This window comes from Streptomyces populi, from assembly GCF_002911015.1.
Classification (GTDB): Bacteria; Actinomycetota; Actinomycetes; order Streptomycetales; family Streptomycetaceae; genus Streptomyces; species Streptomyces populi.
Map to the genome: position 1 here is coordinate 17,494 of NZ_KZ626887.1, position 25,829 is coordinate 43,322.

Consider the following 25,829-nt stretch of genomic DNA (forward strand, 5'->3'; position numbering starts at 1 on the left):
CCCGGGGAAATCCCTTTCCCCCCTGTCGGTGCCCCCTGCTAGGTTCATCCGGCTCGCATGATCAACGAGCCTCAAGTACCAATAGGGGAGGGCGACTTGAAGGGTTCCAGAAGGGCGGTCGTGCGTGGGCGGCTGGTGGTGGGGTGCTGCGCGGTGGCGCTGCTGACCACCGCCGCCGGCACCGCGTACGCCGTGGACAACCTGCCGCCGAAGCGGCCGCTGGTGCAGGACCTGACGTCGGAGGGCAAGGCGTGCGCGACCGGCGCCGACACCGCGTACGTCTCGCAGCGGCCCCGGCTCAGCGCGGTGCTGTACGACCAGCCCTCCGAGTTCAGCCCGGTGAAGGGCGATTTCGAAGCCTGGTGGACCGACTCGGCGGGGGTGGAGCAGCGCCGTTCCTACACCAGCCTCTCGAAGGCGTCGGGGTCGCGCCACGACTGGACCGTGCCGGACGACGTCCCGGCGAACACGGTCGTCAACTGGCACGTCCGCGCGAACGACACCAAGGCGACCTCCCCGTGGAGCGACGAGGACGGCGGCTCGGTCTGCTCGTTCGTGGTCGACGACACGAATCCCGCGAACGCCACGATCACCTCGCCCGAATACCCCACTCCGGACCAGGAGTTCTGGGTGGACGGCGTCGGCGTCTACGGGCACTTCACGATGGACTCGCCCTCGGACGACGTCGTGTCCTACGTGTACAGCTTCCTGGGAGGCCCCAGCGGAACCGCCCCGGCGGCCGAACCGGGCGACCCCGTGACCGTCCCCTACCTGCCGCTCACCTCGGGGCCCAAGTACGTGCAGGTCCGCGCGATCGACCGGGCCGGCCGCAGCAGCGGGCAGACGACCTACGACTTCAACGTGAAGTCCGGCCGCGCCCCCGTCGCCCGCTGGAAGCTGACCGACCCGGCGGGGTCCCGGTCGGCCGCCGCCGAGACGGGCACCGCCGCCCGCGCCGGCACCGGCGTGACCTTCGGCGGTCCCGCGCCCGCGGGCACCGGCGGCACCTCCTCCGTCGCGCTGGACGGCGGCGGCCACGGTTTCCTCACCCCGGACGTCCCCGCCACCGACATCCGCAAGTCCTTCGCCGTCAGCGCCTGGGTGCGGCCCGCGGAGACCGGCCGGAACATGACCGTCGCCAGCCAGGACACGGACGCCGGCGCGCCCGGCTTCTCGCTCGGTCTGCGCGCCGAGGACTCCGGCCCGGCCTGGTCGTTCGCGATCGGCGGCGCGCGGGTGTCCGGGGGCGCGCCCGAGACCGGCGAATGGGCCCACGTCCTGGGGCTGTACGACGCGGAGACCGGCAGGGCGCGGCTGTACGTCAACGGCCGTGAGACCGGGACCGCGGTGGACGCGACGCCCGCCGAGGCGGCCGGGGCGTTCCAGATCGGCCGCGCGCGCGGCGCCTCGGGCTACCGCGACCGCTGGCACGGTGACGTCGCCGACGTACAGGTCCACGACCGGGTCGTCGTACCGGGCGAGGTCTCCGAGCTCGCGTACCGCAAGCCGAAGCGGCTCGGCCACTGGTCGCTGGAGAGCGCGACGGACGGAGTGAGCCCCGAGGGGGCGGGCGGCTCGCCGCTGCGGCTCGGCGGGGGAGCGACGGTCTTCCGTGGCTCCGACGGCTCCTGCATCCCGGACCTCGACCCGGACTGCCCGCCGATGGCGCTGGTCGGCGAGGGGCATCTGCACCTGGACGGTGAGAGCGGGTACGCGGCCACCGACGGACCGGCCGTGGACACCGGGGACAGCTTCACCGTCGGTGCCGTCGTGCGGCTCGCCGACTCCGAGCCCGACCACCCCATGACCGTGCTCTCCCAGGCGGGTGAGCACACCGACGCCTTCAAGGTGCGCTACGTGCCGTCCTCGCAGACCTGGCAGCTCGTGATGCCGGAGAGGGACGAGGCCGGAGCCCCGGAGAAGGTGGTGTCCGAGGCCGAGTTCGCGGACGGCGGCGAGGGCCTCGGCCACCGCCTCGCGGTGGTCTACGACGACGCGGCCGACACGATCAAGCTCTACGTCGACGGCGAGGCCGGCGCCGCCACCACGGCCGGCTTCCCGAACGGCTGGCACAGCACCGGTGCCCTCCAGGTCGGCCGGGCCAAGGCCGGTGACGGCTGGACCGAGTACCTGCGCGGTGACGTGGACGAGGTGCAGGCCTACCAGGGAGTCCTGAGCGAGACCCAGATCGCCCAGCTGGGCTGGGGCGCCGACATCAACCCCTGATCCGCTGCTCCCGGCCCGCGAACCCGACGAACGTCGACCAGACGCCGTCCGGGAACGCGAGCCGGGCACCGTCCACGTCCTTGGAGTCACGGACGTGGACGGTGGCCCCGCCGGTCCCGTGGGCGGCTATGGCGACCTCGACGCACTCGGGGCCGTCGTTGCTGCTGTGACTGCTCTTGAACCAGGACAGCGCCGAGTCGGTCCCGGACGGCGGAGTGGTGGGGGTCATGTCTCCTCCAGCACTTTCTCGATGAAGGCCAGCGACTCCCGGGGTGGGAGCGCCTGCGCCCGGATCATTCCATAGCGCATCTCCAGGATCTGGACGTCCCGAGGATCACCGATCAGGCGACTGTGCAACTGCGCCTCCGAGTGCCCCAGGGTCTTGCCGTCCCGGAGCCGGAGCAGTTGGAGGGGTCCGCCCATACCCGCGTGATCCTCGCGATCGGTCGGCATCACCTGGATCGCGACATGCCTCAACCTGCCGACGTCCAGCAGGTGTTCGAGCTGCTGCCGGAGAACCAGTCTGCCCCCGATCGGCCGCCGCAGCGTCACCTCTTCCTGGACAAAGGTGAGCAGTGGCGCGGGCCGGCGCTCGAAGACGGACTGCCGCGCCATGCGGGCCGCGACCTGCCGGTCGATCTCGTCCTCGGAGTACGAGGGGGCGCGCATCGCGAACAGCGCTCGCGTGTACTCCGGGGTCTGGAGCAGGCCGTGCATGTTGTGGTTGGCGTACGCCCCGAGCTCGACCGACTCCTCCTCCAGCTTCGCCAGGTCCCGGACGTTCTTCGGGTACCGGGCCTCCTCCACGTCCTTCTTCATCGCGGAGATCTTCCCGGCCGCTCCCAGCACCTCGTCGGCCTTGTCCAGGAACTCGGGCTTCGGCACCCGGCGCCCCCGCTCGACCGACGAGACCATCTCCTCGCTGTAGCCGATGGCCGCCCCCAGCTCCGCCTGCCGCAGCCCGGCCGCCTCCCGCCAGGCCTTGATCTGCCGGCCGGCCGCCCTGAGCACCGCCGCGGTCTCGTCTTCGCCCGCCCCGTCCATGCCGCCCCTTTCACCGCTCGAGCCGGACGGCACCCGTACGCACCCGGACGGTCGCTCTCCGTGCCGACATCAAGCCCGTCCAAGGTAGACGGGAACGGGCCACGCTGAGTGACGCGAACGAGGAAATCACCCCTACCGCTGTCGCGTTACGACACTTCATGGTGCTGTTGTCCGGACCCGTCCGAGACATCTCCGCACACCGTCCGTACCTGACCGTTCGGGGTCGCTCGGACCACATCCCGCATATGGATCCGCAGCCTCAATCGACCGTTCTTGTTCGGCTACAGTGCCGACCTGTCGGGCGTACGTACGGACGGACAGTGTGCCGCGGGAGGTCTCGGTGGGGGCGACAGCCGGTGCCGTCTGGGGGCGCGGGGAGCAGCAGGACTTCCGCAGCCGGGTGCGCGGGACGCTGCTGGGCGTGGCCGCCGGCGACGCGCTGGGCGCGCCGGTCGACGGGCTCTCCCTGGAGGCGATCCGGGAGGCCCACGGCGCGGAGGGCCTCGTCGGTCCGGTCCCCGCGTACGGGCGGCGCGGCACCGTCACGCACCTCACCCAGCTCTCCCTGTTCGGCGTCGACGGGCTCATCCGCGCCCAGGTGCGCCGTGACACCGGTGCCTGGCACCCGCCGTCCGACGTGCACCGCGCCTACCGCCGCTGGTCGGCCACCCAGAGCGACTGGGGGCCCGACGAGCGCCGCAAGGACGACGGCTGGCTGGCCCGCGAGGAGTGGCTCTACGCCCGCCGCGACCCGGCCAGGGCCTGTCTGCTCGGCCTCGCCGACGGGATCATGGGGACGCTGGACGCGCCCAAGAACCCCGGCGAGCCGGGTCCCGAGGCCGCCGCCCGCTCGGCGCCCTTCGGGCTGCTCGTCGGCTGGGAGCCGCAGCTCGCGATGCAGCTCGCCGTCGAGTGCGCGGCGCAGACGCACGGCCACCCCTCGGCGTACCTGACGGCGGGCGCGTACGCCGTCGCCGTGCACGCGCTCGCCCGCGGCGAGAACCCCGACGCGGCCGTGCAGCAGACCCTCGCGCTGCTCTCGGTCCGTCCCGGGCACCAGCCGGTCGCCGCCGCGCTCCAGCACGCGCTGGGCGCCGTGCGGCAGGGGGCGCCCTCGCCCGCGCGGGTCGAGGAACTCGCCCGGAGCGGTGCCGCCGAGGGGCCGCTCGCCGCCGCGGTGTACTGCGTGCTCGTCGGCGAGGACGTCCGGCACGCCCTGTGCCTGTCGGTGAACCACGGCGGGCCCTCCGCCGTCACCGGCGCCCTCACGGGCGGTCTGCTGGGCGCCCTGCACGGCGAGACGGCCCTCCCGCCGGCCTGGCTGGCCGAACTGGAGGGCCGTCCCACGGTGCTGGTCCTCGCGGACGACTTCGCGATGGAGATGACCCAGGGGCCCGCGCTGCACGGGCCCGCCGGATCGTCCCCGGGCTGGCTCGCCCGCTACCCGCGCGCCTGAGCCGGGACGGACGCGGGCCCCAGTCCTTCACCGGGCCCTAGCTCTTCACCGGGCCCTGGTCCTTCACCGGCGTGCCCGCCACGCCGTCCGGGGCCCCCGCCGGTGCCGGGACCGCCGCGGCGGCCGAGCCGTCGTCGTCCGTGTTGATCAGTTCGATGACCGCGTCCCGTTCCGGGGTGTCCTCGGGCCTCAGGAAGCCGATGAGGACGTACAGGACGAGGGAGATGACCATCGGGAGGGCGACCTGGTACTCCAGCTTCACGTCCGTGCGCTGCGAGAAGTCCAGGTGGTAGTTGACGAGGAAGAAGGCGAGCAGTCCGCAGGCCCAGCTCGTGAGGGCCGCCGTCGGACCCGACCTGCGGAAGGGCCGGAGCAGACCGAGGATGAACGGGATCGCGATCGGCCCCATCAGACCCGCCACCCACTTGATGACGACGGTGATGATGTCCTTGAACGTGGGGGAGTTGACCTGGGTCGCCACCGCCATGGACAGGCCGAGGAAGGCGACGGTGGTCACGCGGCCCGCGATGAGCCCCGCGCGGCTGTCCCAGGCGCGCGCGGCCCGGGAGAGCACCGGCATCACGTCGCGGGTGAACACGGCGGAGATCGCGTTCGCGTCCGAGGAGCACATGGCCATCGTGTGCGAGAAGAACCCGACGACGACCAGGCCGAGGAGTCCGTGCGGCAGGAGCTGTTCGGTCATCAGGCCGTACGCGTCCGAGCCGTCCGGCTTCTGCGCGGTGACGAGGAGCGGCGAGAGCCACATCGGGATGAACAGGACGACCGGCCACACGAACCACAGTCCGGCGGACAGCAGGGCCGAGCGCGTGGCCTCCCTGGCGTTCCCGGTGGCCATGTAGCGCTGGGCCTGGTTCCACATGCCGCCGTTGTACTCGAACAGCTTGATGAACAGGTACGCGATGAAGAACACCGTCAGGTACGGGCCCGCGAACCCGTCCCCGTGGCCGTGCAGCTTCGGCGAGTCCAGGGCCTTGGAGAGCCCGCCCTGGTCGGAGATCTTGTTCAGCGCGATGACCAGCATCGCCAGACCGGCCAGCAACTGGATGACGAACTGGCCGAGTTCGGTCAGCGCGTCCGCCCACAGGCCGCCGATCGTGCAGTACACCGCGGTGATGCCGCCGGTGATGATGATGCCCTGGGTGAGCGTGACGCCGGTGAAGACGCTGAGCAGGGTGGCGATGGCCGCCCACTTCGCGCCGACGTCCACGATCTTCAGCAGGATGCCGGACCACGCCAGCGCCTGCTGCGTCGGCACGTTGTAGCGGTCCTTGAGGTATTCGAGGGGCGAGGCGACGTGCAGCCGTGAGCGCAACCGGTTGAGCCGGGGCGCGAAGGCCTTGGCGCCGATGGCGACGCCGATGGCGATCGGCAGCGCCCAGGTGACGTACGAGGTGATGCCGTAGGTGTACGCGATGCCGGCGTAGCCGGTGAACATCACCGCGCTGTAGCCCGACATGTGGTGCGAGATGCCGGACAGCCACCACGGCATCTTGCCGCCCGCGGTGAAGAAGTCGCTGACATCGTCCACACGTTTGTGGGACCAGACGCCGATCGCGGTCATCACGCCGAAGTACGCGACCAGGACGGCCCAGTCGAGACCGTTCATGTGCCCCCTCCAGGGGTCCGCCTTGTGAACCTGCAGATACCGGACGGCACTTCGCCAGTAGGCAGTCGGGCGGCCCCGTGCGGGAGCGGGGACTTCGGGGATTGAACCGCCGGTCCGACCGGCCGGTCAAGACCTCATGCGGTCACAGATATGAACACAGATCAGAAAGCAGAACGATTTTGCCTCCACTTTACCTGCGGGGCGGTTGTCGTGCTCGTGACGTGGGCCACACCATGGGCGGGCACTTCGCCAGACCCACAGCAGCAAGGAGAAGCCGACAGCCGTACGGGATGCGGGTCCCGTGCGCCTGGGAGAGGAGCCGTCGGCCGCGACGCCTACCGCATGATCTCGCCCGCGTTCACGAGCAGCGACTGCCCCGTGATCGCCCGCGCCCGGTCGGACGCGAGGAACACCGCGGCGTCCGCGACGTCCCCGTCCGTGGCCAGCTCGGGCAGGGCCATCCGCTCGGTGAGCCGCTTCAGGACGTCCGCCTCGGGCACCTGCTCGGTGTGGGCGGTGAACTGCACGTACGCCTCGACCGGAGGGCCCCACATCCAGCCGGGCAGCACGGTGTTGACCCGTATCCGGTGCGGGCCGAGCTCCCGCGCCAGGGAGTACATCGCGCTCGTCAGCGCTCCCTTCGAGGCCGCGTACGCCGCCTGGCGCACCTGGCTCGGGGCGGCGACCGACGACTGCGTGCCGATGACGACGACCGAACCGCCGCGCTCCTTCAGCGCGGGCAGGCAGGCGCGGGTCATCCGCAGCGTGCCGAGCAGGTTCACGTCGATGACCGACTGCCAGGTCGTGAAGTCGGCGTCCTCCAGGCCGCCGAAGTAGCTGTCCCAGGCGGCGACGTGGACCACGGCGTCGATCCGCCCGAAGCGCTCGGCCGCGAGCGCCGCGAGCGCCTCGCACTGCCCCTCGTCGGTGATGTCCGTCGCGCGGAACGCCGTGTGCGTGCCGTCCGGGTCCAGTTCGGCCGCCGCCTTGGCGAGGTTGGCCTCCGTGCGCGCCCCGAGCACGGCGTTGCCCCCGTCGCGCACCACGGCCGCCGCGACCTGGTGGCCGAGCCCGGCTCCGACACCCGACACCACCACGGTCCTGCCGTCGAGCAGTGACATGCGAGGCCTCCCCTCGTCGCGGCCCGGTCCGCCGGCGCGAGGGTCTCTCCCCCTCGCCCCGACACGACTCTGGCGCATTGTCTGACGGAGCGTCAGAGTATGGGCGTCCGGCGGAGGAAGGAAGTCCCGCGCACGTTCCACCGAGGAAGGGGTTCGTCATGTCGGAGGAGACCCGCAGCGAGACCTACGCGGAGCTGGCCGCCCTCGGCCCGTACGGCGTCCACCCGGGCCACGCCCTGATCACCCTGGTCGAACCGCACCCGGGGCACGAGTACGCCTACAACCGCTGGTACGAGGACGACCACTACTACGCGGGCGCGATGGCCATGCCCTGGATGTACGCCGGGCGCCGCTGGGTGGCCACCCGCGACCTCCAACTGCTGCGCTACCCCGAGAAGTCGGCGGTCGCCCAGCCGGTCACCGCGGGCTGCTACATCTCCACCTACTGGGTCACCGAGGGCCGCTACGACGACCACATGAAGTGGACCGTCGGCATCAACAAGCGGCTGAACCGCGACGGCCGCGTCTACCAGGACCGCACGCACGTCTTCACGGCCTTCCAGGACCACGAGGCCACCGTCTACCGCGACGGCGCCGCGGGCCCCCGCGACTTCCACGCCCTCGACCACCCCTACGCCGGTCTCGTGCTCGAGGTCGTCGACGCCGAATCCCCCGAGCAGCGAGCCGAGTTGCTGGAATGGCTGCGCTCCCGCCACCTCCCGCGGCGCCTGGCGGGCTCGCCCGCCGCCCTCGTCACCGTCTTCCGGCCGACCCCGCTCCCCGGCGACCGCATGACCTACGTGAAGCAGGTCGAGGGCGTGGACACCCGGTTGACCCTGCTGTGGTTCCTCCAGGCGGACCCGCGCGCCTGCTGGGAGGCGCACTTCACGGGCCTGGACGGGGCCGTGGCCGAATCAGGACTGGGAAGGGTGGAGCTGGTGGCCCCGTTCATCCCCACGGTGCCGGGAACGGACACGTACGTGGACCGGCTGCGCTGAGAACGAGCAGCCCTCTCGGCCAGGACGGCGGGCCGGACGAGAGGGCTCTGTCGGTGAAGCGTATGAAGTTGTCCCGGCCACAGGGGTCAGGCGAGGCCGGCCGCTCCACGGCTCACCTCGGTGACGAAGGCGTTCCAGGCGTCCGCGGGAAAGGCGAGGGTGGGGCCGGCGGGGACCTTGGAGTCCCGGACGGCCATCGCCGCGACGACCGGGGACTTGATCTCGACGCAGGCGCCGTTGCCGGTGGAGTAGGAAGACTTGGTCCAGGTGTCGGTGGCGCCCTGCTGAATTGCCATGATCGCTCCAGAAAGCTGTCGTTCGTCGATGAAGTGCCGCCATGGAGCGGCCGGCGCGCTGTCACCGGACTGCGGATCTGTCAGGGAACCCGCAGTCCGGATTGCGCCAACGTTGTTGCTCCATGGCGTGATCGACGCTACTCGCCAACATCGGCCGACGAAGCGACTATTCACTCGACTGGATGGCATATTCCATGGGGGTCTTCCGCGTCAGGGCGGCGACAGTGTAGGGTCCGGCCGCTCGTCGACGGGTGTGCCCTCGTGAGGCCGTCCCCGCGCACCGGTCAGCGCGCGTACTCCTTCGCGATGTCCGCGATGAACTGGCGCGACTGCTCCACGTTCAGGGCCTGGGCCCGCAGGTGCTCGTACATCACGCTGTACTTCTGGACGTCGTTCGCCTTCTCCAGGTACAGGTCGCTGGTCACGCCCTCGATGTAGACGACGCTGGAGTCGGCCGCGTCGGGGAACTCCAGGATCGCGTACTGGCCGTTGAGGCCGGGATGCGCGCCCATGTCGAAGGGGATCACCTGCACGGTGACGTGCGGCAGATGGGACTGCTCGACGAGGTACTCCAACTGCTCGCGCATCAGCGCGCGGTTGCCGACGGCCCGGCGCAGGGCGGACTCGTCGAGGACGGTCCACAGGCGCAGCGGGTTGTCGGGGGCGGAGATTCGTTCCTGCCGCTTCATCCGCACCTGGACGCGCTTGTCGATGTCGGCGGGCGCGGTCTCCGGCAGCGCCCCCGCGATCAGCGCCTCGGCGTACTGCCGGGTCTGTAGCAGACCCGGGACGACCTGCGGGTCGTACACGCGCAGGCTCGCGGCGTCGGTCTCGAGGCCGATGTAGACGCTGTACGGGATGTCGCCGAAGGAGTGCCACCAGCCCTGCTGGCGCGAGTCCTTGGCCATCTGCATGAGCGAGTCGACGATCCGGTGGTCCTCGACCTCGTAGACCCCGCACAGATCGCGGACGTCGCGCTGGCTGATGCTGCGTCTGCCGTTCTCCAGACGGCTGATCTTCGACTGCGAGACCAGCAGGCGTTCGGCGACCTCCTCGGCCGTCATGCCCTTGAGTTCGCGGAGCCGCCGAAGCTCCTGGCCCAGCCGGCGCCGCCGGACGGTGGGATTGACACTTGACGCCACGGGACGTGCACCTCCGGCTACGGGCCTGTACTTTGCGTATCTGCTGTTGAGCAGATTGCCACCAAGGTGCTTTCTACCGCTGGGAAACGGCGTATATGCGCCGGGTGGGCGCAAGTTCACAGATTCTGCGTGTATACACGGCCGGGCGCTGCCGCCTCGGGCCTCTTGAACTTCCCCGGGGAACCCGGGAGATCACCGTCGGCTCCGGGGCGTCGACCGGCCGCGGATGCGGCCGCGCGGGGCGGCGGGACCGTGTCGTCGTTCGGCCGTACGGTCCCCCCGCCCCGCGCGAGCCTGCGGCTCCCGAACCGGATCATGGGGACTGCGGTGCGGCGTTCGTGTCTTGCGGCTGTCTTGCGGCGGTGCTGGCGGTGCTGGCGGTGCGGTTGCCGGCGGCGCGGGTGCGATGTGCCGCGGGTGCTGTCGGCGGTGCGTGGTGCCGGTGGCCGTGGGTTCGTGGCTCAGTGCGCCACGACGCGCGCCATCGAACCGTGGCGCGGTTGCGTCGGAACGCCGCGCGCGGGCTCCGGTGCGGACCTGACTCCGGCGGTGGCCGGACGGCCTGCCGGTGCCGGGCCCCGGCGCGGCTGTGCGGCCACACCGCTCTGGACGTCCATCACGGCGTGCGCCACGAGACCGCCCATGGGGTCGTGCCTGATCAGGTCCCGCAGCCGGGAGCGGGACGATCGTCCCTCGTTGCCCGGGTACAGGTGCTTGCCGAGGCCGACCGCGTGGGCCAGTGCGGCGAGCGCCGCGGTCCGCGGGTCCGGCGGTACGCCGGTGCGGATCGCGTTGTCCAGCCGGGCTCGGATCTCCCGGCTGATGTCCGTGTCCGTCGCTTGGTAGCGAGTCGTCGGAAGAACCCCGCACATCTGGCCCGCCACGGCATGGACCATGCCGCACCTCTCCAGATGTGAGAGGTAGGTCTGACGGAGCCCCAGGCGGGGTCCGCCGATCCAGTTGACCGCGCGTACGGGTGCTCCGCGGCGGCGAAGGAGTTCCAACGCACAGTCGAGTGTCGGATCTCCGGTCGGCCGTGGCACCACCACGGCGATACGATCCCCGTCTGGGGCTATCCGTCCGGCCAGCGCCAGCTCCACTAGCTGTGCTCCGGCCAGACCGAGGTCGAGCGACTGCGGCTGTGCGGTGGTACCCGTGGCCGGGTCCAGCGCCAGCAGCAGAAGCTCCTCCGGAATTGTTCTGCGGCTCTTGCCCATCCATGCCTCCCCGCGTGGATGAATGACAGGGTGACCCCTCTCACATTGGTCTGTCGAGAGCACGTGACCGGAATATGAGGGAACCGGCAGGTATGTCGTTCTCGTCTACCACAAGGGTCGAGCCCTCACGCAGGACACTGGTACATGGTTCGGGCAGCGGTGTCCGGGCGGCGGTTCAAGGGTTTGACGGTTCGTTTTCGGCGCGCACTGGGCGCGCGCCGCATGGAGGAGGCATCGGTGGCGGGCGAGTCCCCCGACAGGTCGAAGCAGCACGAGTCGTCGGCGTCGTCGGCAGAAGCGACGCCGGCGACCCCGGCGTCGGTTCCGGGTCCGGCACGGTCGGGCGCGGCGGCGTCGACCCAGAGTTCGGCCTCGGCCGATCCCCGGATGGCGATGGCCCGCGAGAGGGCCGCCACGGTACGGGTGGATCAGGCGACGGCGGTGTTCTCCACGAAGGCGTTGTCGGGTGAGGCCTCCGGCAAGGCGGACGCCACCCGTACGGCGGAGCCGGAGCGTGTCTCCGAGTCCGCCGGCGACGACGGCGCGTCCGGGAGCAAGAACGCCGAGGGCGACACCCGGCTGCGCGCGGCGGTGGCCGCGTGGGTCGCCGGATCGGACGAGCCCGCTCCGGCGGACACGGACGAGGACGGCTCCGGCGCCGGCTCCGCGGACGGTGACGGGCCCGAGGACGACGCCGAGGCCACCGACGGTGACACCGAGGCGTCCGGCGCGGACACGGACGGCACGGAGGCCTCCGACGAGGCCGAGGACGGTGACGCGGCGGCCGGGGACGCGTCCGACGCGCCCGGTGCCGCCGACGTGACGTCCGGCACGGACTCCGACGCCGACTCCGACCGCGACATCGATATCGACGCCGACGCCGGCACGGACGAGGGCGCCGAGTCCGGCCGGGAGCCGGAGGCCGCCTCCGACGGGACTCCCGCGGACGACGAGGCCGAGGACGAGAGCGACGCCGAACCCGAGGACGCCGCCGACTCCTCCGGCGCCCCCTCGGACGCCCCGGCGGACGAGATCCCGGACACGGTCTCCGACGAGCCGTCCGACGCGGGGACCGACGACGCCCCGGACGCGGAGGCCGACGAGGACTCCCTCCCCGAGCCCCCCGTCGACCAGGCCACCGCCGTCTTCAGGACTCCCCGGCGCCCGTCCGTGGACCAGCCCACCACGATGCTCAAGCTGGGCGGCGCCACCCGGAAGCCGGCCGACGGGAAGCCCACGGCCGCCCCGGAGGAAGAGCCCGCGGACAAGCCCGCCGACAAGTCCGCCGACGAGTCCGGTGCCAAGTCCGCCGGTGCCCCCGTGCGCACCAGCAAGTTCGTCCCCCTGAACCGGCTCGACGACTTCCCCCCGGCGCGCCCGAAGCCCGAGCCCGCCGCGAAGCCCGACCCCGAGCCCGCCGCGAAGCCCGAGCCCGCCGAGAAGCCGGAACCCGCGGAGAAGCCCGAGCGGACCAAGAAGCCCCAGTGGGCCGCGAAGTCCGAGCTCGGGCGGACCGCGGCGCCCGCGGCCGAGCCCGCGTCCGCCCCCAAGCCGGTCGACAGACCCGCTGCGGCCACGGCCACCACGGCCATCCCGCAGGTGGGCCCCGAGCGCACCACCCAGCTCCCGCTTCCGCCGAAGCCCCCGCTGGACCTGCTCGCCGAGCTGACGAACACTCCGCCGCCCCCGCAGACCCCGGTCCGCACCCTCGTGCGGCGGGTCAAGATCTGGACCCCGCTGGTCCTGCTGCTCGTGGTGATCTTTGCAGTCGCGCAGGCCTTCCGTCCGCTGCCGACCCCGTCCCTCGTGCTCAGCGCCGACAGCACGTACACCTTCGACGGCGGCGCCCTCGACCTGCCCTGGCCCGGTCAGGGGCAGTCCGCGATCGAGGTGGACGGCGTGGGCGTCCTCGGGACCGACGGCAAGCAGGTCCCCGGCCCCACGGCGAGCGTCGCCAAGATCATGACGGCGTACGTGACCCTTCAGGAGCACCCGCTGAAGGGGAACGAGGAGGGCGAGAAGATCACCGTCGACCAGCAGGCCGAGGACGAGTCGAAGCTGCCGGACGAGTCGAAGGCGCCGATGACGAAGGGCCAGCAGTTCACCGAGCGCCAGATGCTCCAGATGCTGATGATCCCCTCGAGCAACAACGTGGCGCGGCTGCTGGGCCGCTGGGACTCCGACCCCAAGAGCTTCGTCGCCAAGATGAACGCCGCGGCCAAGGACCTCGGCATGACGAACACGACGTACACGGACCCGAGCGGTCTGGAGAAGACGACGGTCAGCACGGCCGTCGACCAGGTCAAGCTGGCCAAGGAGGCCATGAAGAACGACGTCTTCCGCAGCATCGTCGGGATGGCCAAGGCGGACATCCCGGGGCTGCCCGGCACGATCTACAACAACAACGACCTGCTGGTCCAGCAGGTCGGCGTGATCGGCCTGAAGACCGGTTCGTCGACGCCCGCCGGCGGCAACCTGGTGTGGGCCGCGACCAAGGTCGTGGACGGCAAGACGCAGACGATCTACGGCGCGGTGATGAACCAGGACGCCGGCACCGGCAAGGTCTGGGACAGCCTCCACCTGGCGATCACCAACAGCCAGAAGCTGATCGACAAGGTCCAGAAGAGCCTGACCACCGCCACCGTGGTGAAGAAGGGCCAGGTCGTCGGGTACGTGGACGACCAGCTCGGCGGCCGGACCCCGGTCGTCGCCACGAAGAACATGACCGCGATCGGCTGGCCCGGTCTGAAGACCCGGCTGAGCATGGCCGAGGGCACGTCGGCCGTGCCGCACAGCGGCAAGGCGGGCACGGTCGTGGGCGAGCTGAGGGTCGGTGACGGTTCCAGCGATGCCGTGCGGATCCCCGTCGCGCTCCAGTCGGACCTCGCCGAGCCCGGCTTCGGCGCGAAGGTGACCCGCGTCGGCTGAGCGGACCCGCACCCCGGTGACGTACGCGCGCACGCACCGGTGACGTACGGCGGGGAGCGGCACCCGCACCGCACTCCGCCGGACGGCGCCCCACTCGGGGACCGTCCGGCGGAGTGCGTGCTAGCGTCGCGCTAATCGGGGCTGCTCGCGAGCCGCGGGTCCCGGCCCAGAACGGACCGACGGGACAGCGGGAGAACCTTGCAGTGGCGACAGTGGAGCCGACACACGCCGACGACGCGGGCCAGGGAACGGGCCCGCGAATACCGCTGCCCTCGGGCGCCCGTGAGGCGGTCCGTGACGTAGGCGCGGACACGGCCCCGGGCGGTGAACCCGCCGCGGGGGAGCCCGGCGGGACCGGGCCGGCCGCACCGGGCTCCCCGGTCGGCACCGCGCTCCGCGGCCTCCTCCGCCGCTACCCCGTCCTCCTCTTCACCGCCTTCGCCGGCGTGCTCCACATCGTGTGGTTCTTCACGTTCGCGAACAGTGGGGGTGACCTGGCGGCGCAGGACGCGTGGGCGGAGTTCGTCGGCCGGCACCCGGACTCGGCGTACAACCTCGCCTGGTACGGCGGAATGCACCCCGTCTCCTACAGCGTGGTGTCGCCGTACCTGATGTCGGTGCTCGGCGTCCGCACGACGATGATGATCGCCGGGACGATCTCGGCCGGCCTGCTGACACTGATCCTCGTCCGCAGCCGGGCCGTCCGGAACCCGGTCGCCACGTCGCTCGCGGGTGTCTTCGCGCTGGTCTGCAACGCCATCTCGGGCCGGGTGACGTACGGCCTCGGCACGGCGTTCGCGCTCGGCGCGGTCGCCGTCGTCTTCTGCTGGCCCCACCGCTGGCGCTACAAGCGCTGGGCGAAGGCCCTGTGCGCGGCGCCGCTCGCCGCGCTCGCCACGGCCGCCTCACCGGTCGCCGGACTGTTCGTGGGCCTGCTGGCCGCGGCCATGTTCCTCCAGAAGCGCCGCCCGGGCGCCTACGCCCTCGGCATCGCCCCGACGGTCGTGGTCGGGCTCTCGGCCCTGCTGTTCCCCTTCTCGGGCACCCAGCCGATGACGTTCTTCTCGGTCATCCTGCCGTTCGCGTCCGCGGCCTCGATCTACTACGTGGTCCCCAAGGAGTGGACGACGGTGCGGATCACGGCGGCGGTGTACGGCCTCTCGGTGGTCCTCGTCTGGCTGATCAGCTCCCAGATCGGCTCGAACATCACGCGCCTGGCGATGCTGTTCGCCGGAGTGGCCCTGGTCGCCGCGCTGCCCTTCACCGTGCCGAAGTCGCGCAAGTGGTACGTCACCGTCGTCGCCCTCGTCGGATTCACCGTGTGGATCGGGATCAAGACGGGGGACGACATCGTGCACACGACCCCGGAGGCGTCCTGGGCGCGCGAGCTGGCCCCCCTCGTCCACCAGCTCCAGATGGCGGACGCCGAGAAGGGCCGCGTCGAGGTGGTCCCCGCCCGCTCGCACCGCGAGGCGTCCGCCCTCGCCCCCTACGTGAACCTCGCCCGCGGCTGGAACCGCCAGGCCGACATGAAGCGCAACCCGCTCTTCTACGACGACACGCTCAACTCCGCGAACTACCACGAATGGCTCCAGCGCTGGGCCATCCACTACGTCGTGCTGCCCAAGGGCGAGCCGGACGGCGACGGCGGCCAGCGCGAACGCGAACTCGTCCAGCGGGGCATGCCCTACCTCCGGCAGATCTGGGGCGACGCCAACTGGCAGCTCTTCACCGTCACCGACCCCACCCCGCTCGCCGAGCCGCACGCCGTCGTCGACCTGGCCGAGCAGGGCGAGATGACCATCGAGGTGAAGAAGGCGGGCCGCATCCTGATCCGCGTCCCGTACTCGCCGTGGCTGAGCATCGTCGACGAGGACGGCAAGAGCCTGGAGGCGCCCCGGGAGACGAAGGCGTCGAAGAACCGTACGGACGGTGCCCCGAAGACGTACGACAACCTCAACGGCTGTCTGACGCCGACGGAGGAGACGGCGGCGGGCGACACGTGGACGGAACTGCTCGCCCCGAGGCCCGGCACCTACCGGATCGCGGCGCCGTACCAGCTCCCCCGGGGAACACCGTGCCCGGAGGAGCTGCGCTAGGGCCTGTCTGACGATTCCCGTCGTCGCCCGGCGGACGGGAATCGTCAGAAAGGCCCTAGGCCCTCGGCGCCCGGGGGACCGGCGGACCCTGGAACCGCTCGAACGGTCCGCAGTACGGCAGGCCCGCGTCCTGCGGCCGGTGGTCGCGGAAGAAGCGGACGAGCAGGTCGCAGAGGTCCTGGGGCCGCTGGAGATGGGCCAGGTGGCCGCACTCCGTGATGGTGGTGAACCACGCGCCCGGCAGGTCCGCCGCCACCGAGCGGACCAGGTCGGGCGTGGTGAGCGTGTCGTGCTCGCCGGTGAACACGAGGTACGGGACCGCGGGGACGGGCGCCCGCCGGTACCACTCGTGGGCCAGCAGCCGCCGGTTCCGCTCGACCGTCACGCTGACGTCGCGCGGGCTCTGCGCGGCGAACTGCTGGTACATCAGCCGGGTCAGCGCGGCGTGCTTGCGCACGGTGCGGTCGCCGGGCGGCGGCACGAAGCACCGTACGAACTCCTCGGCGGTCTCCTCGACGCGCCCCTCCTCCAGGAGCCGCACCCATCCCTTGAGCGACTCGGCGAACCAGTCCGGGATGTGGTCCGACATCCCCTGCACGGCGACCCGGCGCAGCAGGTGCGGGTACCGCTGGGTGAGCCGGAGCCCGACCGCCGCGCCGTAGCACCCCGCGTACAGGTTCACCGGTCCGAGCCCGAGTTCGCGCAGCATGTGGCCCGCGCACTCGGCCAGGAAGTCGATCCCGTGCTCGACGGGCAGGAAGTCCGCGTCCCCGAACCCGGGCAGGTCCACCGTGACGACGGTCCCGAGCTCCCCGAGCCACCGCTCGTGCCGCACCCACGAGTACCGCGTCTGGTCCGAGCCGCCGAGCACGAGCAGCGGCTCCGTGACCGGGGATCCGAGCCGGGCGACCCGCGCGGTGTACGCGTAGCCCTCCCACGAGAGCCGGTACTCCGCCACTTCCGTGGATGCCCCGCCTCCCGGCACCGGGGCGAGGACGTCGGGCGAGGAAGCGACAGAAGGCACAGCGAACTCCCGAGAGGGGACGAGACCACCGAAACTCCCCACTCGTACACGGCTGCCGTGCGCGGTGCCCGCAATGTCACACGAAGGTGGGCGCTGCACCGCACCATGTGGGTGCCGTGACACGGCGGCGGGCGCGGAGCGACGGCCGCGCCGCGCGGCGCCGTCGCTCCGCGCCCGGTCACCTCGGCCGCGGTGCCACGGCACCGGGCGGGCCGCTCCACCGGCCGTGCGGCGGGCGAGGCCAGGTCACCGTCACGGGTCGTGCGGTGGGCTCGGTCACGTCACTTCACCGGGAACGCCACGTCGCACACCGGGTCCTCCGGCCCCGCCGCGTCCCAGTCGGCGAAGTAGATCTCCCGGCACGGGCCGTCGACGGACAGCCCCCGTTCGGCGGCCCAGCTCTCGACCGCCTCGAAGGCGGCGAGGATCTGCGGGTGGGCGACCTGGGCCTTGGTGATGCGGGCGAAGGCGATCCGCCGGGCGGGTTCGACCCGGACCCCGGCTCCGGTGACCCGGCCCTGCCGTTCCGCCCAGGCCCGTGCCGCGGCCTCGTCGGCGACCGGCACGCACGCCTCGGCCGGACCGTCGCTCTCCATGGTGACCTCGGCGTGGTACACGACGAACGGCGGTGCCGTGACGCCCCCCGCCTCCCGGGCGCCCTCCTCCAGCCGTCCCAGTGAGCCGGGGATCCACACCGGCAGCTCGGGCGCCAGGACGTGCCGCTTCTCGGTCAGCACGACCCGCTCGGGCACCTCGGCGGTCTCGACGGTGAACCTCTCGTACATCTCGGAACTCCTCCCGGAAAGACGTCCACGGAGGTAGCCGGCGAGCGCCCGCTGCGAGGCGAACCGCGCCTCGGCGCCGTCCCAGTACGCGGCGAGCAGCGCGGCGGCTTCCGGGCCGCGCGCCTCCACCACGTCCGCGATCCGCGCCAGCGGCATGTCGAGCTGGCGCAGCAGCGCGACGAGCCGGGCCCGTTCGATCTGCCCGGCCCGGTAGTAGCGGTAGCCGCTGGCCTCGTCGACGTACGCCGGGGCCAGCAGCCCCAGCCGGTCGTACAGCCGCAGCGCCTTCGCCGAGAGCCGCGCCCGCGAGGCGAACGCGCCGATGGTGAGCAGGTCCTCGTCCACCCCGTCATCCTCCGTCACCGGGCGCCTTCCGCCCGGTGACAGGGACGCTCCCCCTTGCCCCAGGGGCAAGGTCAACAGCGGGACGGGTTCAGCCGATGGCCTTCTCGACCGCGGAGACCAGCTCCGCCGCCTCCGGCTCGGTCTGCGGCGAGAAGCGGCCGACGACCGAGCCGTCGCGCCCGATCAGGAACTTCTCGAAGTTCCAGCGGATGTCGCCGGAGTGCCCCTCGGCGTCGGCGGTGTCCACCAGACGCTCGTACAGCCCGTGCCGGGCCTCACCGTTCACCTCGACCTTCTCGGTCATCGGGAAGGTCACGCCGTAGGTCGCGGAGCAGAACTCGGCGATCTCCTCGGAGCTTCCCGGCTCCTGGCCGAGGAACTGGTTGCAGGGCACGCCGAGGACGGTGAAGCCCTGGTCGGCGTAGCGCGCGTGCAGGCGCTCGAGACCGGCGTACTGCGGGGTCAGCCCGCACTTGGAGGCCACGTTCACGACGAGGACGGCCTTGCCCGCGTACTGGGACAGGTCGGCGGAGCCCCCCTGGAGGGCCCCGATCTCGATGTCGAGGACGGAGGTGCCGGTGTTGTCAGTAGTCATAAACGGATGCTAACTCCGGTAGACGGCGCTCCCGCCGGTCCCCTTGTCGCGCTGTGCTGTGACGAGCACCTCACCGGCGGCCGTCCGTGAGTACAGCACCGACCGTCCCGCCCGCCGCCGTTCCACGAGCCGCGCGTCCAGCAGCACCCGCAGGTGGCGGCCGACCGACCCCAGCCCCTGGCCGGTCACGGCGACCAGCTGACTGGTGGACAGGGGTGAGTCGAGGCGGACCAGGACACCGGCCCGGGCCGTACCGAGCAGCGCTCCGAGGCTCTCCGGCACCACCGTGGAGCCCACGTCGGTCAGCGCCCCCGCGCACGGGTAGACCAGCGCGTAGCGTTCGTACCCCTCCCAGGACACCCAGCCGGCCTTCGGCGTCACGGGGACGAGGACGAGCTGGGCGCCGGAGATCTCGCGCGGCGGGTACTCGTGGAGGTTGACCTGGAGCCGGTTGCCGCCGAGCCAGCGCGTCCCGGGCCGCAGCCCGTCGAGTGCCGCCGCCCAGCCGCCCTGGCCGAGACGCGCGGTCCGCGCCACCACGTCGGCCTCCAGGACGCGCCGCCGCCGTTCCCAGTCGGGTCGTACGGCCTCCTCCCACACGGCGGTGAGCAGCGCGGCGGCCCGCTCGGGCAGATCGTCGCGGTCCGCGAAGGCGGCGGGCAGCGGGCCGCCCACCGAGCGGACCAGATGGCCGCGGGCGTCGCGCGGCGAGGCGTTCCGCACCCGGGCGACCTCGGTCTCGAAGGTCTCGCCGCCGTACGGGGTCGGGGTGAGGAAGTCGGCGATCCACGCCTGCCCGAGTCCGCAGCGCACGAGCAGCGCGGTGAGGGGGTCGGCGGCCAGCCGGCCGCGGTACGCCGGCAGACGGGCGTCCAGCCAGGCGCGTTCACCGGGGTGCGCGGCGGTCCCCGAGTGCAGCAGTTTCAGGGAGGCGAACGTCTCGGCGAGCGGGGACAGCACGAAACGGCTCCCGGCGAGGGTGTCGGCGTTCACCTGCCACCAGCCCATGTCCGGCCCCTCCCGCCCCTGACGTTTCGCACCTGCGCGAAACAATATCGACCGCCCGGGCGCCCCCGCAGACTCCGCGGATGCGCAGCTACTCCGAGCTCTTCCGCACGCGGGAGTTCACCCCGCTCTTCCTGTCCTCCTGTTTCCGCATCGCCGCCTCGACGGTGAGCGGTCTGGCCCTCGGCACCCTCGTGTACCGGGCGACCGGCTCGCCGCTGCTCACCGGGCTGAGCATGTTCGGGCCCTCGCTCGCCCAGGTTGTCGGCGCGACCACCCTGCTCTCGGCCGCCGACCGGCTGCCGCCGCGCGCCGCGGTGGCGGGCGTCGCGCTCGTCTTCGGGCTCGGCACGGCGGTGATGGCGGTCCCCGGCCTCCCGGTCTGGACGGTCTTCGCCCTTCTCCTGCTGCTCGGCCTGGTCCAGTCCTTCGGCGGCGGGGTCCTGTGGGGCCTGCTGGCCGAGATCCTGGCCAAGGAGGGCTACCTGCTGGGGCGTTCGGTGTTCAACATGATGAGCGGGCTCGCCCAGATCACCGGCTACGCGACCGGTGGCGTCCTCGTGGTCCTGCTGTCCCCGCGCGTCACGCTCCTCCTGGCGGCCGGGCTGTACCTGGCGGCCGCCCTGACCGCCCGGCTCGGTCTGACGCCCCGGGCACCCCGCGCCTCGGGCCGCCCGTCCGTCGCCCGGACCTGGCGTGCGAACGCCCGCCTCTTCTCCTCGCCGGAGCGCCGCACCCTCTACCTCCTGCTCTGGGTGCCGAACGGTCTGGTCGTCGGCTGCGAATCGCTGTTCGTGTCGTACGCGCCGGGCCGGGCCGGCGCGCTGTTCGCCTGCGCGGCCCTCGGCATGTTCGCCGGGGACGTGACGACCGGACGCCTGCTGCCGCCCCGGATCCGTGCCCGCCTGGGCATCCCGTTCCTGCTGCTCCTCGCGACGCCGTACCTCTTCTTCGTGCTGCGTCCGGGAGCGGCCGTGGCGGCCGCCCTCGCCGCCCTCGCCTCGATCGGCTTCGGGGCGAGCCTGATCCAGCAGGAACGGCTGGTGGCCCTCGTCCCCGACGAGCTCAGCGGTCACGCCCTCGGGCTCCACACGGCGGGCATGCTGACGATGCAGGGCGCGAGCGCGGCACTGGCGGGTCTGATCGCCCAACTCGCCTCGCCCGCGGCCGCGATGACGGCGATGGCCGCCGCCTCGATCGTCGTGACGCTGAGCCTGGCCCCCTCGCTGCTCCGGCACCGCGCCGCGCCCCCGGAGGGTCAACGTCCGGAGCCGTCCGCGCCAAGGGGGCGACAATCGGAGGTGAACTCTCCCTGAACCGAGGGAAGTTGTACGACGGTGGTCACAACCGCCCATCCCTCAACGCTGTCGAACAGGATGCCTGGGCACATCGGAGCGCCCACGGCCCCGCACGACAGAGCCGCCGGCCGTCGGGCCGCGGAAACCCATCGAGGGGGAACCATGTTCAGTCGTCGTACCGCCGTCCTTCCGAAGGCGCTGGCACTCGCCGCGGTCACGGTCGCCGTGTCCGCGGCGGTCGCCGCCCCGACGGCGACCGCCGCGGACTCCAGGAGCGCCACGGCGGTCTCCACCGGCCAGATGCTGTACTACACGGCAGCCCCCGGCCAGGTGAACCACCTGAAGATCTCCTGGGCGCTCGGGGCGACCGACCCCGACTCCCAGCTCGCCGACTACGTCTACACGTTCGACGACACGGTGAAGATCTCCCTCGGCGCGGGCTGTGTCCGTCCCGCCTCGGGCGACACCACCCAGGCGGTCTGCACGGTCACCGAGCCCAACACCTCGGGCTCCGAGCTCACCTCCCTGATGGTCAACCTCGCTGACGGCAACGACACCGCGACGGTCGACCCCGACAACCACGGGTACTCCCGCATCTACGGCGGGACCGGCAACGACACCCTCACCGGCCACGGCCGTGACGTCCTCTACGGCCAGGACGGCAACGACCGCCTGTCCGGGGGCGGCGGCGTCTACGGCGAGGGTGCCTTCGGCGGCGCGGGCAACGACACCCTCACCTCCTGCGGCTACACCTGCCACGGCGGCACGGGCAACGACGTCCTGAGCGGCGGTGTCAGCGAGGCCGACGGCAGCTACGTCGACTATGACAACGGCCTGTTCGGCGACGACGGCAACGACACGATCCACGGCAACGCGGGCGCCGACAACATCCAGGGCGGCCGCGGCAACGACCGCCTCTACGGCGACTCCGGCAACGACAGGATCTACGGCAACAGCGGCAACGACCTTCTGCACGGAGGCTCCGGCACGGACACCCTCTCCGGTGGCCCGGGAAGCGACCGGGTCCACCAGAACTGAGAGGGACGGAGGAGGGCCGCCCCCCGGCTCGGGGGAGGTCTCCGTGACAGGAGGCCGCCCCCCGGACCGGACACCCGCCGACGGGCACGAGGCGATGATGGCCGGGAGCCGGGAGCCGGGAGCCGGGAGCCGGGAGCCGGGAGCCGGGAGCCGGGAGCCGGGAGCCGGGAGCCGAGGCGAGGCGAGGTCGGCGGGGGCCGTCAGCGGTACAGCCGCGGCCGTCTCCCGCGTACCCACAGAAACCCGACGACGCCCCCGACGACGGCCATGTACGCCGTCAGCGGTCCGTCGTTCAGCAGGAGCCCCGGCGAGGCGATGACGGCCACGATGAGCAGCCATCCGCAGCCGGCCACCACCAGATCGGCCGCGTCGGGCCGTCGCTCGTCCGTCATCCCGCCCGTTTCCCTTCCCCCGGACTCCGTTCGTCCCACCGCCCCAGTATCCGACGCCCACCCGCCGGGCGTCCCGCGGATGCGTCCACCGGCCGCGAAGGCGTCCGCGGCGAGCGTACGAGGTCCTCCGCGGGCGCCGGAGTGCCTCCGCACGCTCTGCCCGGTGCGGCCCGGCGGGTGGAACGATCCCGGTGCTCGGTACCGGCAGGGCAACGCCTTCGGCCGCCGTGGGGATGTGAGCGGCGCCGAGGGATGTCTGCTGGATCCGAGAACGGCGCCACCACTACGAACAGCAAGGGGCTGGACATGGCGATCGTGATGTCGATGCACTGGGCGGAAGCCACGCCGGAGCAGTACGACACGGTGCGGGACGCGGTCCGATGGGAGGAGATCCCGGCGGCCGGCGGTCAGATGCACGTGGCCTGGTTCGACGCCCAGGGGCTGCACGTCACCGACGTCTGGGAGTCCCAGCAGGCGTTCGAGACCTTCTTCGCCGAACGCCTCGCCCCCGCGATCCAGAAGGCCGGCATCACCGGCGCCCCCGACACCTCGTTCCACCCGCTGCACCGGCGCCACATCGCCCCGGACGTCAGCGGCGCCGCGTAGGGGCACGGACACGGACGCCGTTCCCCGGCCCCGCGGGGGGCGGGCGTCCGGCCGTGCTCCCGCCCCGCGCGGTCGTGCACGGCCTCCGGAAACGGAGCGTCCCACGGAGCGTCCGGCATCCGCACCGACCGGTGCGCATGCCGACTGCTCCGTGGGATGCCGTCGTGAAGGTCCTGGGGCTCAGCCCTTGACGCGCTCGCTCTCCAGCGCCGCCCCGGCGTCCCGCTGGCTCGGGATCGCGGAGAGCCCTCGCACCACCATGCCCGCCTGGCGGGCGTCGGCCGTCGCGCACAGGGCACGGGCGGCGTCGTCGAAGCGGACGACGGACGGCGGGTCGGAGGGGCCCAGCAGGTGCAGCTTGAGCTCGGTGCGGGCCTCGGCGTAGGGGTCCTTCTCGGGGTGACGCACGGACTCCAGCAGGGCCGGCACGCCGGAGGCGTCCGGGGTGAGGACGGCACCCGCCCGGACGGTGGGGAAGGTGTCGCGGAAGTCCTGCTCGGAAAGGCCGCTGGTGTTCGTGACGGCGTAGGGCTTCTCGCTCGCCAGATAGTCGGATATGACGCTGGAGACATCGCTGATCAGGACGTCGGCGGCGTTGAAGCAGGCGTAGACGTTCGGCCGCGACTCGACGATGATCCGGTGCTCCCACGCGGGGAACGAGGCCCAGTGCGCGGCCTCCCAGGCGGTGGTGGCGGCGGCCACCGCCGCGGCACGCCCGGGCTCCGGGACGGTCTGGAGCAGCATCCGCTCCACGTCGTCCGCGCCCGTCCGGAACGAGGTCGTGGTCAGTCGCTCGAGTTCGGCGGTCCGGAGGGCCAGTTCCGTCGCCGCGGAGGGCGCCGGACGCTCGTCGGGGTGTTCCGCGGTACGGAGGGCGTTCGCGGCGCGGATCATCTCCTGGATCCGGACGTTGGCGGCTCCGGCCCGGGGGACGACCGATCCGGTCAGCGGGTGCGGCTTGTACAGGAGGCGGACCTTCGGGTCGGCCAGGAGGGCGCGGACGATGTTCTCGCCGGCCTCGATGATCGAGGTGTTGCCCGGGTTGCCGTCCCAGCCCTCCCACGTGGGGGCGTAGAGGACCGTGGTGTACGGGCCCGCGGGCGCACCGGTGTGCGGCGCGATCGCGTCCAGCTGCGGACGTCCGACCTCCACGACGTCCTTGTCGTCGATGCCCACGTCCGCCAGGGCGTACCGCTGGCGCGCCGCGGGACCGGCCACCCACACCTCGTCGTACGCCTTCGCGTACGGGTTGCAGCTGGACAGCTTGTCGCTCTCGCCGTGGTTGACGAACGCGTGCTTGATGCTGGGGATGCGCAGCACCTGCGAGGTCTTGCCCGAGTTCGAGGGGTGGATCAGCATCTTCAGCGTGGACTGTTCCAGCCTCATCAGGTCGGCGACCTTCGGCAGGCACACGATCGGGATGTCGGTGGACGCGATCTGCTTCACCATGAAGCGCTCACGCAGCACGATCAGCGGACGGCCTTCCAGCTTGGCCAGCGGCTCCAGCCACATGTTCGCCTGGTAGACCGAGCTGGTGCCGCCGGAGAAGTACATGCCCACCGTGGGCTGGTACTCCGCGAGCCACTCCTCGAACCACTCCAGCGCCTGATCGCCCGTCCTCGGCCGGCGTCCCGGCAGCAGCCGCAGCACCAGCATGCCGACGGTCACCACCGCGAAGGCGGCGGACAGGGCGATTCCCGCGGCGGCGCACCAGGCCGAGCCGCCCGTCGCGGTGGCCAGCAGGCCGGCCGTCGAGGGCAGGGAGAACAGGAGGAGCCGCTGCCCGGAGCGCTGCATCACCAGCGCCGGGAGAGCGGGGCTCAGCCGCAGCGGTGAGGCGTCGATGTTCCGGGTCACCACGGGCATGGTGCGGCTGCGGCGCACGAGGATCGCGAACGCCTGGCACGCGAAGTGCAGGCCGTAGAACAGCAGCAGACCGCAGATGATCACCAGGTACTTCGTCTCGTAGTCCTGGTCCTCGATCCGGATCAGGCCGGTCACCAGCAGCAGGTCCCGGACGACCTGGCGCGCGAACACCGTCGCGTGCAGCTTTCCGAGGGTGGCGGCCGTGCTCTGCTGCCACCGGTGCAGCGAGTAGTCGGCCGTCAGCCCGACGGCGGCGCAGGCCACGAGCAGGGGGACGCTCGGGAGGAGGGCTCCCACCGCCTGACCGGCGAACGACACGGCGAGCACCGTGGGCAGGAGGAGGCGTACCGCTGCGGTGCGCAACCGGGCGGGCACGGATGAGGTTGACACTTCGCGGGCTCCAGGCGACTCAACATCCCCGCGCACGAGCTCACTGACCAGCGGGATCAAAATGACCGTGGGCCGGAAGCCGATGCGTACGGACGTTCTCTACTTCGAGAAGGTGGTCGGACTTTACCTGCTGGATGACTGGTATTCGCTATGAAGTCGTCTGAGATTTATCTGTGAGGTTGGTCGGGCCGGTCCGTGCCGCACTGTCTTCGGCCCTGGGAGGGGCTGGACTTGGCACCGTCGCGGGGGTGCCCCTGTGACGAGGATCTCCAGGCCGGGGCCGCCGCGCGGCCCGGGCGCACGACGTCCGGCGCGGAGCGAAGGCCCCGCT

22 protein-coding genes are annotated in these 25,829 nt (G+C 71.9%); 8 read left to right on the forward strand and 14 right to left on the reverse strand.

Annotated elements, in window-relative coordinates; all coding sequences use genetic code 11:
- Positions 1-135 precede the first annotated feature (135 nt).
- Positions 136-2,226, forward strand: a complete 2,091-nt coding sequence (locus tag CW362_RS23615) for a LamG domain-containing protein (RefSeq protein WP_103551558.1) — start codon at positions 136-138, stop codon at positions 2,224-2,226.
- Here the strand turns inward: CW362_RS23615 and CW362_RS23620 are convergent.
- Positions 2,216-2,455: a DUF397 domain-containing protein gene (locus tag CW362_RS23620; RefSeq protein ID WP_103551523.1), complete on the reverse strand. Its 240-nt coding sequence runs from the start codon at positions 2,453-2,455 to the stop codon at positions 2,216-2,218. The genes CW362_RS23615 and CW362_RS23620 overlap by 11 nt on opposite strands.
- Positions 2,452-3,270, reverse strand: a complete 819-nt coding sequence (locus tag CW362_RS23625) for a helix-turn-helix domain-containing protein (RefSeq protein WP_103551524.1) — start codon at positions 3,268-3,270, stop codon at positions 2,452-2,454. Before CW362_RS23625 ends, CW362_RS23620 begins: the two co-directional genes overlap by 4 nt.
- A gap of 340 nt (positions 3,271-3,610) precedes the next feature.
- Between CW362_RS23625 and CW362_RS23630 the strand changes: the two genes are divergently transcribed.
- Positions 3,611-4,726 (forward strand): ADP-ribosylglycohydrolase family protein, encoded by a 1,116-nt coding sequence (locus tag CW362_RS23630; protein WP_103551559.1) that lies wholly within the window; start codon positions 3,611-3,613, stop codon positions 4,724-4,726.
- A 37-nt stretch (positions 4,727-4,763) separates the two neighbouring features.
- Here the strand turns inward: CW362_RS23630 and CW362_RS23635 are convergent, their stop codons facing one another.
- Positions 4,764-6,353, reverse strand: a complete 1,590-nt coding sequence (locus tag CW362_RS23635; protein ID WP_103551525.1) for a sodium:solute symporter family protein — start codon at positions 6,351-6,353, stop codon at positions 4,764-4,766.
- Positions 6,354-6,688: 335 nt separating this feature from the next.
- Complete coding sequence (locus CW362_RS23640; RefSeq protein ID WP_103551526.1) at positions 6,689-7,474, reverse strand: SDR family oxidoreductase; 786 nt, start codon at positions 7,472-7,474, stop codon at positions 6,689-6,691.
- Positions 7,475-7,632: 158 nt separating this feature from the next.
- On the opposite strand from CW362_RS23640, the gene CW362_RS23645 reads away from it, so the two are divergent.
- Positions 7,633-8,472 (forward strand): hypothetical protein, encoded by an 840-nt coding sequence (locus tag CW362_RS23645; protein WP_103551527.1) that lies wholly within the window; start codon positions 7,633-7,635, stop codon positions 8,470-8,472.
- Between the two features lie 86 nt (positions 8,473-8,558).
- Here the strand turns inward: CW362_RS23645 and CW362_RS23650 are convergent, their stop codons facing one another.
- The 4 genes from CW362_RS23650 to CW362_RS44705 form a co-directional block, all read right to left on the reverse strand.
- Entirely contained in the window at positions 8,559-8,768 is a 210-nt protein-coding gene (locus tag CW362_RS23650; protein WP_103551528.1) for a DUF397 domain-containing protein, read from the reverse strand.
- 284 nt (positions 8,769-9,052) lie between these two features.
- The gene (locus CW362_RS23655) at positions 9,053-9,910 is read right to left on the reverse strand and encodes a helix-turn-helix domain-containing protein (protein ID WP_103551529.1); all 858 of its coding nucleotides are present in this window, start codon (positions 9,908-9,910) and stop codon (positions 9,053-9,055) included.
- A 461-nt stretch (positions 9,911-10,371) separates the two neighbouring features.
- On the reverse strand, positions 10,372-11,127 hold the full coding sequence (locus CW362_RS23660; RefSeq protein WP_103551530.1) for a GOLPH3/VPS74 family protein: 756 nt from the start codon (positions 11,125-11,127) through the stop codon (positions 10,372-10,374).
- A 125-nt stretch (positions 11,128-11,252) separates the two neighbouring features.
- Positions 11,253-11,543: a hypothetical protein gene (locus CW362_RS44705; RefSeq protein ID WP_240657988.1), complete on the reverse strand. Its 291-nt coding sequence runs from the start codon at positions 11,541-11,543 to the stop codon at positions 11,253-11,255.
- 7 nt (positions 11,544-11,550) lie between these two features.
- On the opposite strand from CW362_RS44705, the gene CW362_RS23665 reads away from it, so the two are divergent.
- Positions 11,551-14,055 carry a D-alanyl-D-alanine carboxypeptidase gene (locus CW362_RS23665; protein ID WP_240657989.1) on the forward strand — a complete coding sequence of 835 codons (2,505 nt, stop codon included), beginning with the start codon at positions 11,551-11,553 and terminating at the stop codon, positions 14,053-14,055.
- Positions 14,056-14,258: 203 nt separating this feature from the next.
- A complete protein-coding gene (locus CW362_RS23670; protein WP_103551531.1) occupies positions 14,259-16,154 on the forward strand; it encodes a hypothetical protein in 1,896 nt (631 codons plus the stop codon).
- A 55-nt stretch (positions 16,155-16,209) separates the two neighbouring features.
- Here the strand turns inward: CW362_RS23670 and CW362_RS23675 are convergent, their stop codons facing one another.
- The 4 genes from CW362_RS23675 to CW362_RS23690 form a co-directional block, all read right to left on the reverse strand.
- Entirely contained in the window at positions 16,210-17,178 is a 969-nt protein-coding gene (locus CW362_RS23675; RefSeq protein ID WP_162684190.1) for an alpha/beta fold hydrolase, read from the reverse strand.
- Positions 17,179-17,459: 281 nt separating this feature from the next.
- Positions 17,460-18,326, reverse strand: coding sequence for a MerR family transcriptional regulator (locus CW362_RS23680; RefSeq protein ID WP_103551533.1), 867 nt, complete (start codon positions 18,324-18,326; stop codon positions 17,460-17,462).
- Between the two features lie 70 nt (positions 18,327-18,396).
- Positions 18,397-18,903, reverse strand: a complete 507-nt coding sequence (locus CW362_RS23685; protein ID WP_103551534.1) for a glutathione peroxidase — start codon at positions 18,901-18,903, stop codon at positions 18,397-18,399.
- Positions 18,904-18,912: 9 nt separating this feature from the next.
- Positions 18,913-19,911, reverse strand: coding sequence for an ArsR/SmtB family transcription factor (locus tag CW362_RS23690; protein ID WP_103551535.1), 999 nt, complete (start codon positions 19,909-19,911; stop codon positions 18,913-18,915).
- 80 nt (positions 19,912-19,991) lie between these two features.
- Between CW362_RS23690 and CW362_RS23695 the strand changes: the two genes are divergently transcribed.
- Both CW362_RS23695 and CW362_RS23700 read left to right on the forward strand, forming a co-directional pair.
- The gene (locus CW362_RS23695; protein ID WP_103551536.1) at positions 19,992-21,224 is read left to right on the forward strand and encodes an MFS transporter; all 1,233 of its coding nucleotides are present in this window, start codon (positions 19,992-19,994) and stop codon (positions 21,222-21,224) included.
- A 144-nt stretch (positions 21,225-21,368) separates the two neighbouring features.
- Positions 21,369-22,244: a calcium-binding protein gene (locus tag CW362_RS23700; RefSeq protein WP_103551537.1), complete on the forward strand. Its 876-nt coding sequence runs from the start codon at positions 21,369-21,371 to the stop codon at positions 22,242-22,244.
- Positions 22,245-22,444: 200 nt separating this feature from the next.
- Here the strand turns inward: CW362_RS23700 and CW362_RS43425 are convergent, their stop codons facing one another.
- Entirely contained in the window at positions 22,445-22,636 is a 192-nt protein-coding gene (locus CW362_RS43425) for a hypothetical protein (protein WP_162684189.1), read from the reverse strand.
- 252 nt (positions 22,637-22,888) lie between these two features.
- Here CW362_RS43425 and CW362_RS23710 point away from each other — a divergent pair, with 252 nt between their 5' ends.
- Positions 22,889-23,242, forward strand: a complete 354-nt coding sequence (locus CW362_RS23710) for a hypothetical protein (RefSeq protein ID WP_240657991.1) — start codon at positions 22,889-22,891, stop codon at positions 23,240-23,242.
- A 180-nt stretch (positions 23,243-23,422) separates the two neighbouring features.
- Here the strand turns inward: CW362_RS23710 and CW362_RS23715 are convergent, their stop codons facing one another.
- Entirely contained in the window at positions 23,423-25,498 is a 2,076-nt protein-coding gene (locus tag CW362_RS23715; RefSeq protein WP_162684191.1) for a hypothetical protein, read from the reverse strand.
- Positions 25,499-25,829 lie beyond the last annotated feature (331 nt).

Coding starts and splice junctions, on each gene's coding strand:
- CW362_RS23620 (WP_103551523.1), bottom strand. CDS start 2,455: ATGACCCCCACCACTCCGCCGTCCGGGACCGACTCGGCGCTGTCCTGG.
- CW362_RS23625 (WP_103551524.1), bottom strand. CDS start 3,270: ATGGACGGGGCGGGCGAAGACGAGACCGCGGCGGTGCTCAGGGCGGCC.
- CW362_RS23635 (WP_103551525.1), bottom strand. CDS start 6,353: ATGAACGGTCTCGACTGGGCCGTCCTGGTCGCGTACTTCGGCGTGATG.
- CW362_RS23640 (WP_103551526.1), bottom strand. CDS start 7,474: ATGTCACTGCTCGACGGCAGGACCGTGGTGGTGTCGGGTGTCGGAGCC.
- CW362_RS23645 (WP_103551527.1), top strand. CDS start 7,633: ATGTCGGAGGAGACCCGCAGCGAGACCTACGCGGAGCTGGCCGCCCTC.
- CW362_RS23650 (WP_103551528.1), bottom strand. CDS start 8,768: ATGGCAATTCAGCAGGGCGCCACCGACACCTGGACCAAGTCTTCCTAC.
- CW362_RS23660 (WP_103551530.1), bottom strand. CDS start 11,127: ATGGGCAAGAGCCGCAGAACAATTCCGGAGGAGCTTCTGCTGCTGGCG.
- CW362_RS23685 (WP_103551534.1), bottom strand. CDS start 18,903: ATGACTACTGACAACACCGGCACCTCCGTCCTCGACATCGAGATCGGG.
- CW362_RS23690 (WP_103551535.1), bottom strand. CDS start 19,911: ATGGGCTGGTGGCAGGTGAACGCCGACACCCTCGCCGGGAGCCGTTTC.
- CW362_RS23695 (WP_103551536.1), top strand. CDS start 19,992: ATGCGCAGCTACTCCGAGCTCTTCCGCACGCGGGAGTTCACCCCGCTC.
- CW362_RS23700 (WP_103551537.1), top strand. CDS start 21,369: ATGTTCAGTCGTCGTACCGCCGTCCTTCCGAAGGCGCTGGCACTCGCC.
- CW362_RS43425 (WP_162684189.1), bottom strand. CDS start 22,636: ATGACGGACGAGCGACGGCCCGACGCGGCCGATCTGGTGGTGGCCGGC.
- CW362_RS23710 (WP_240657991.1), top strand. CDS start 22,889: ATGTCTGCTGGATCCGAGAACGGCGCCACCACTACGAACAGCAAGGGG.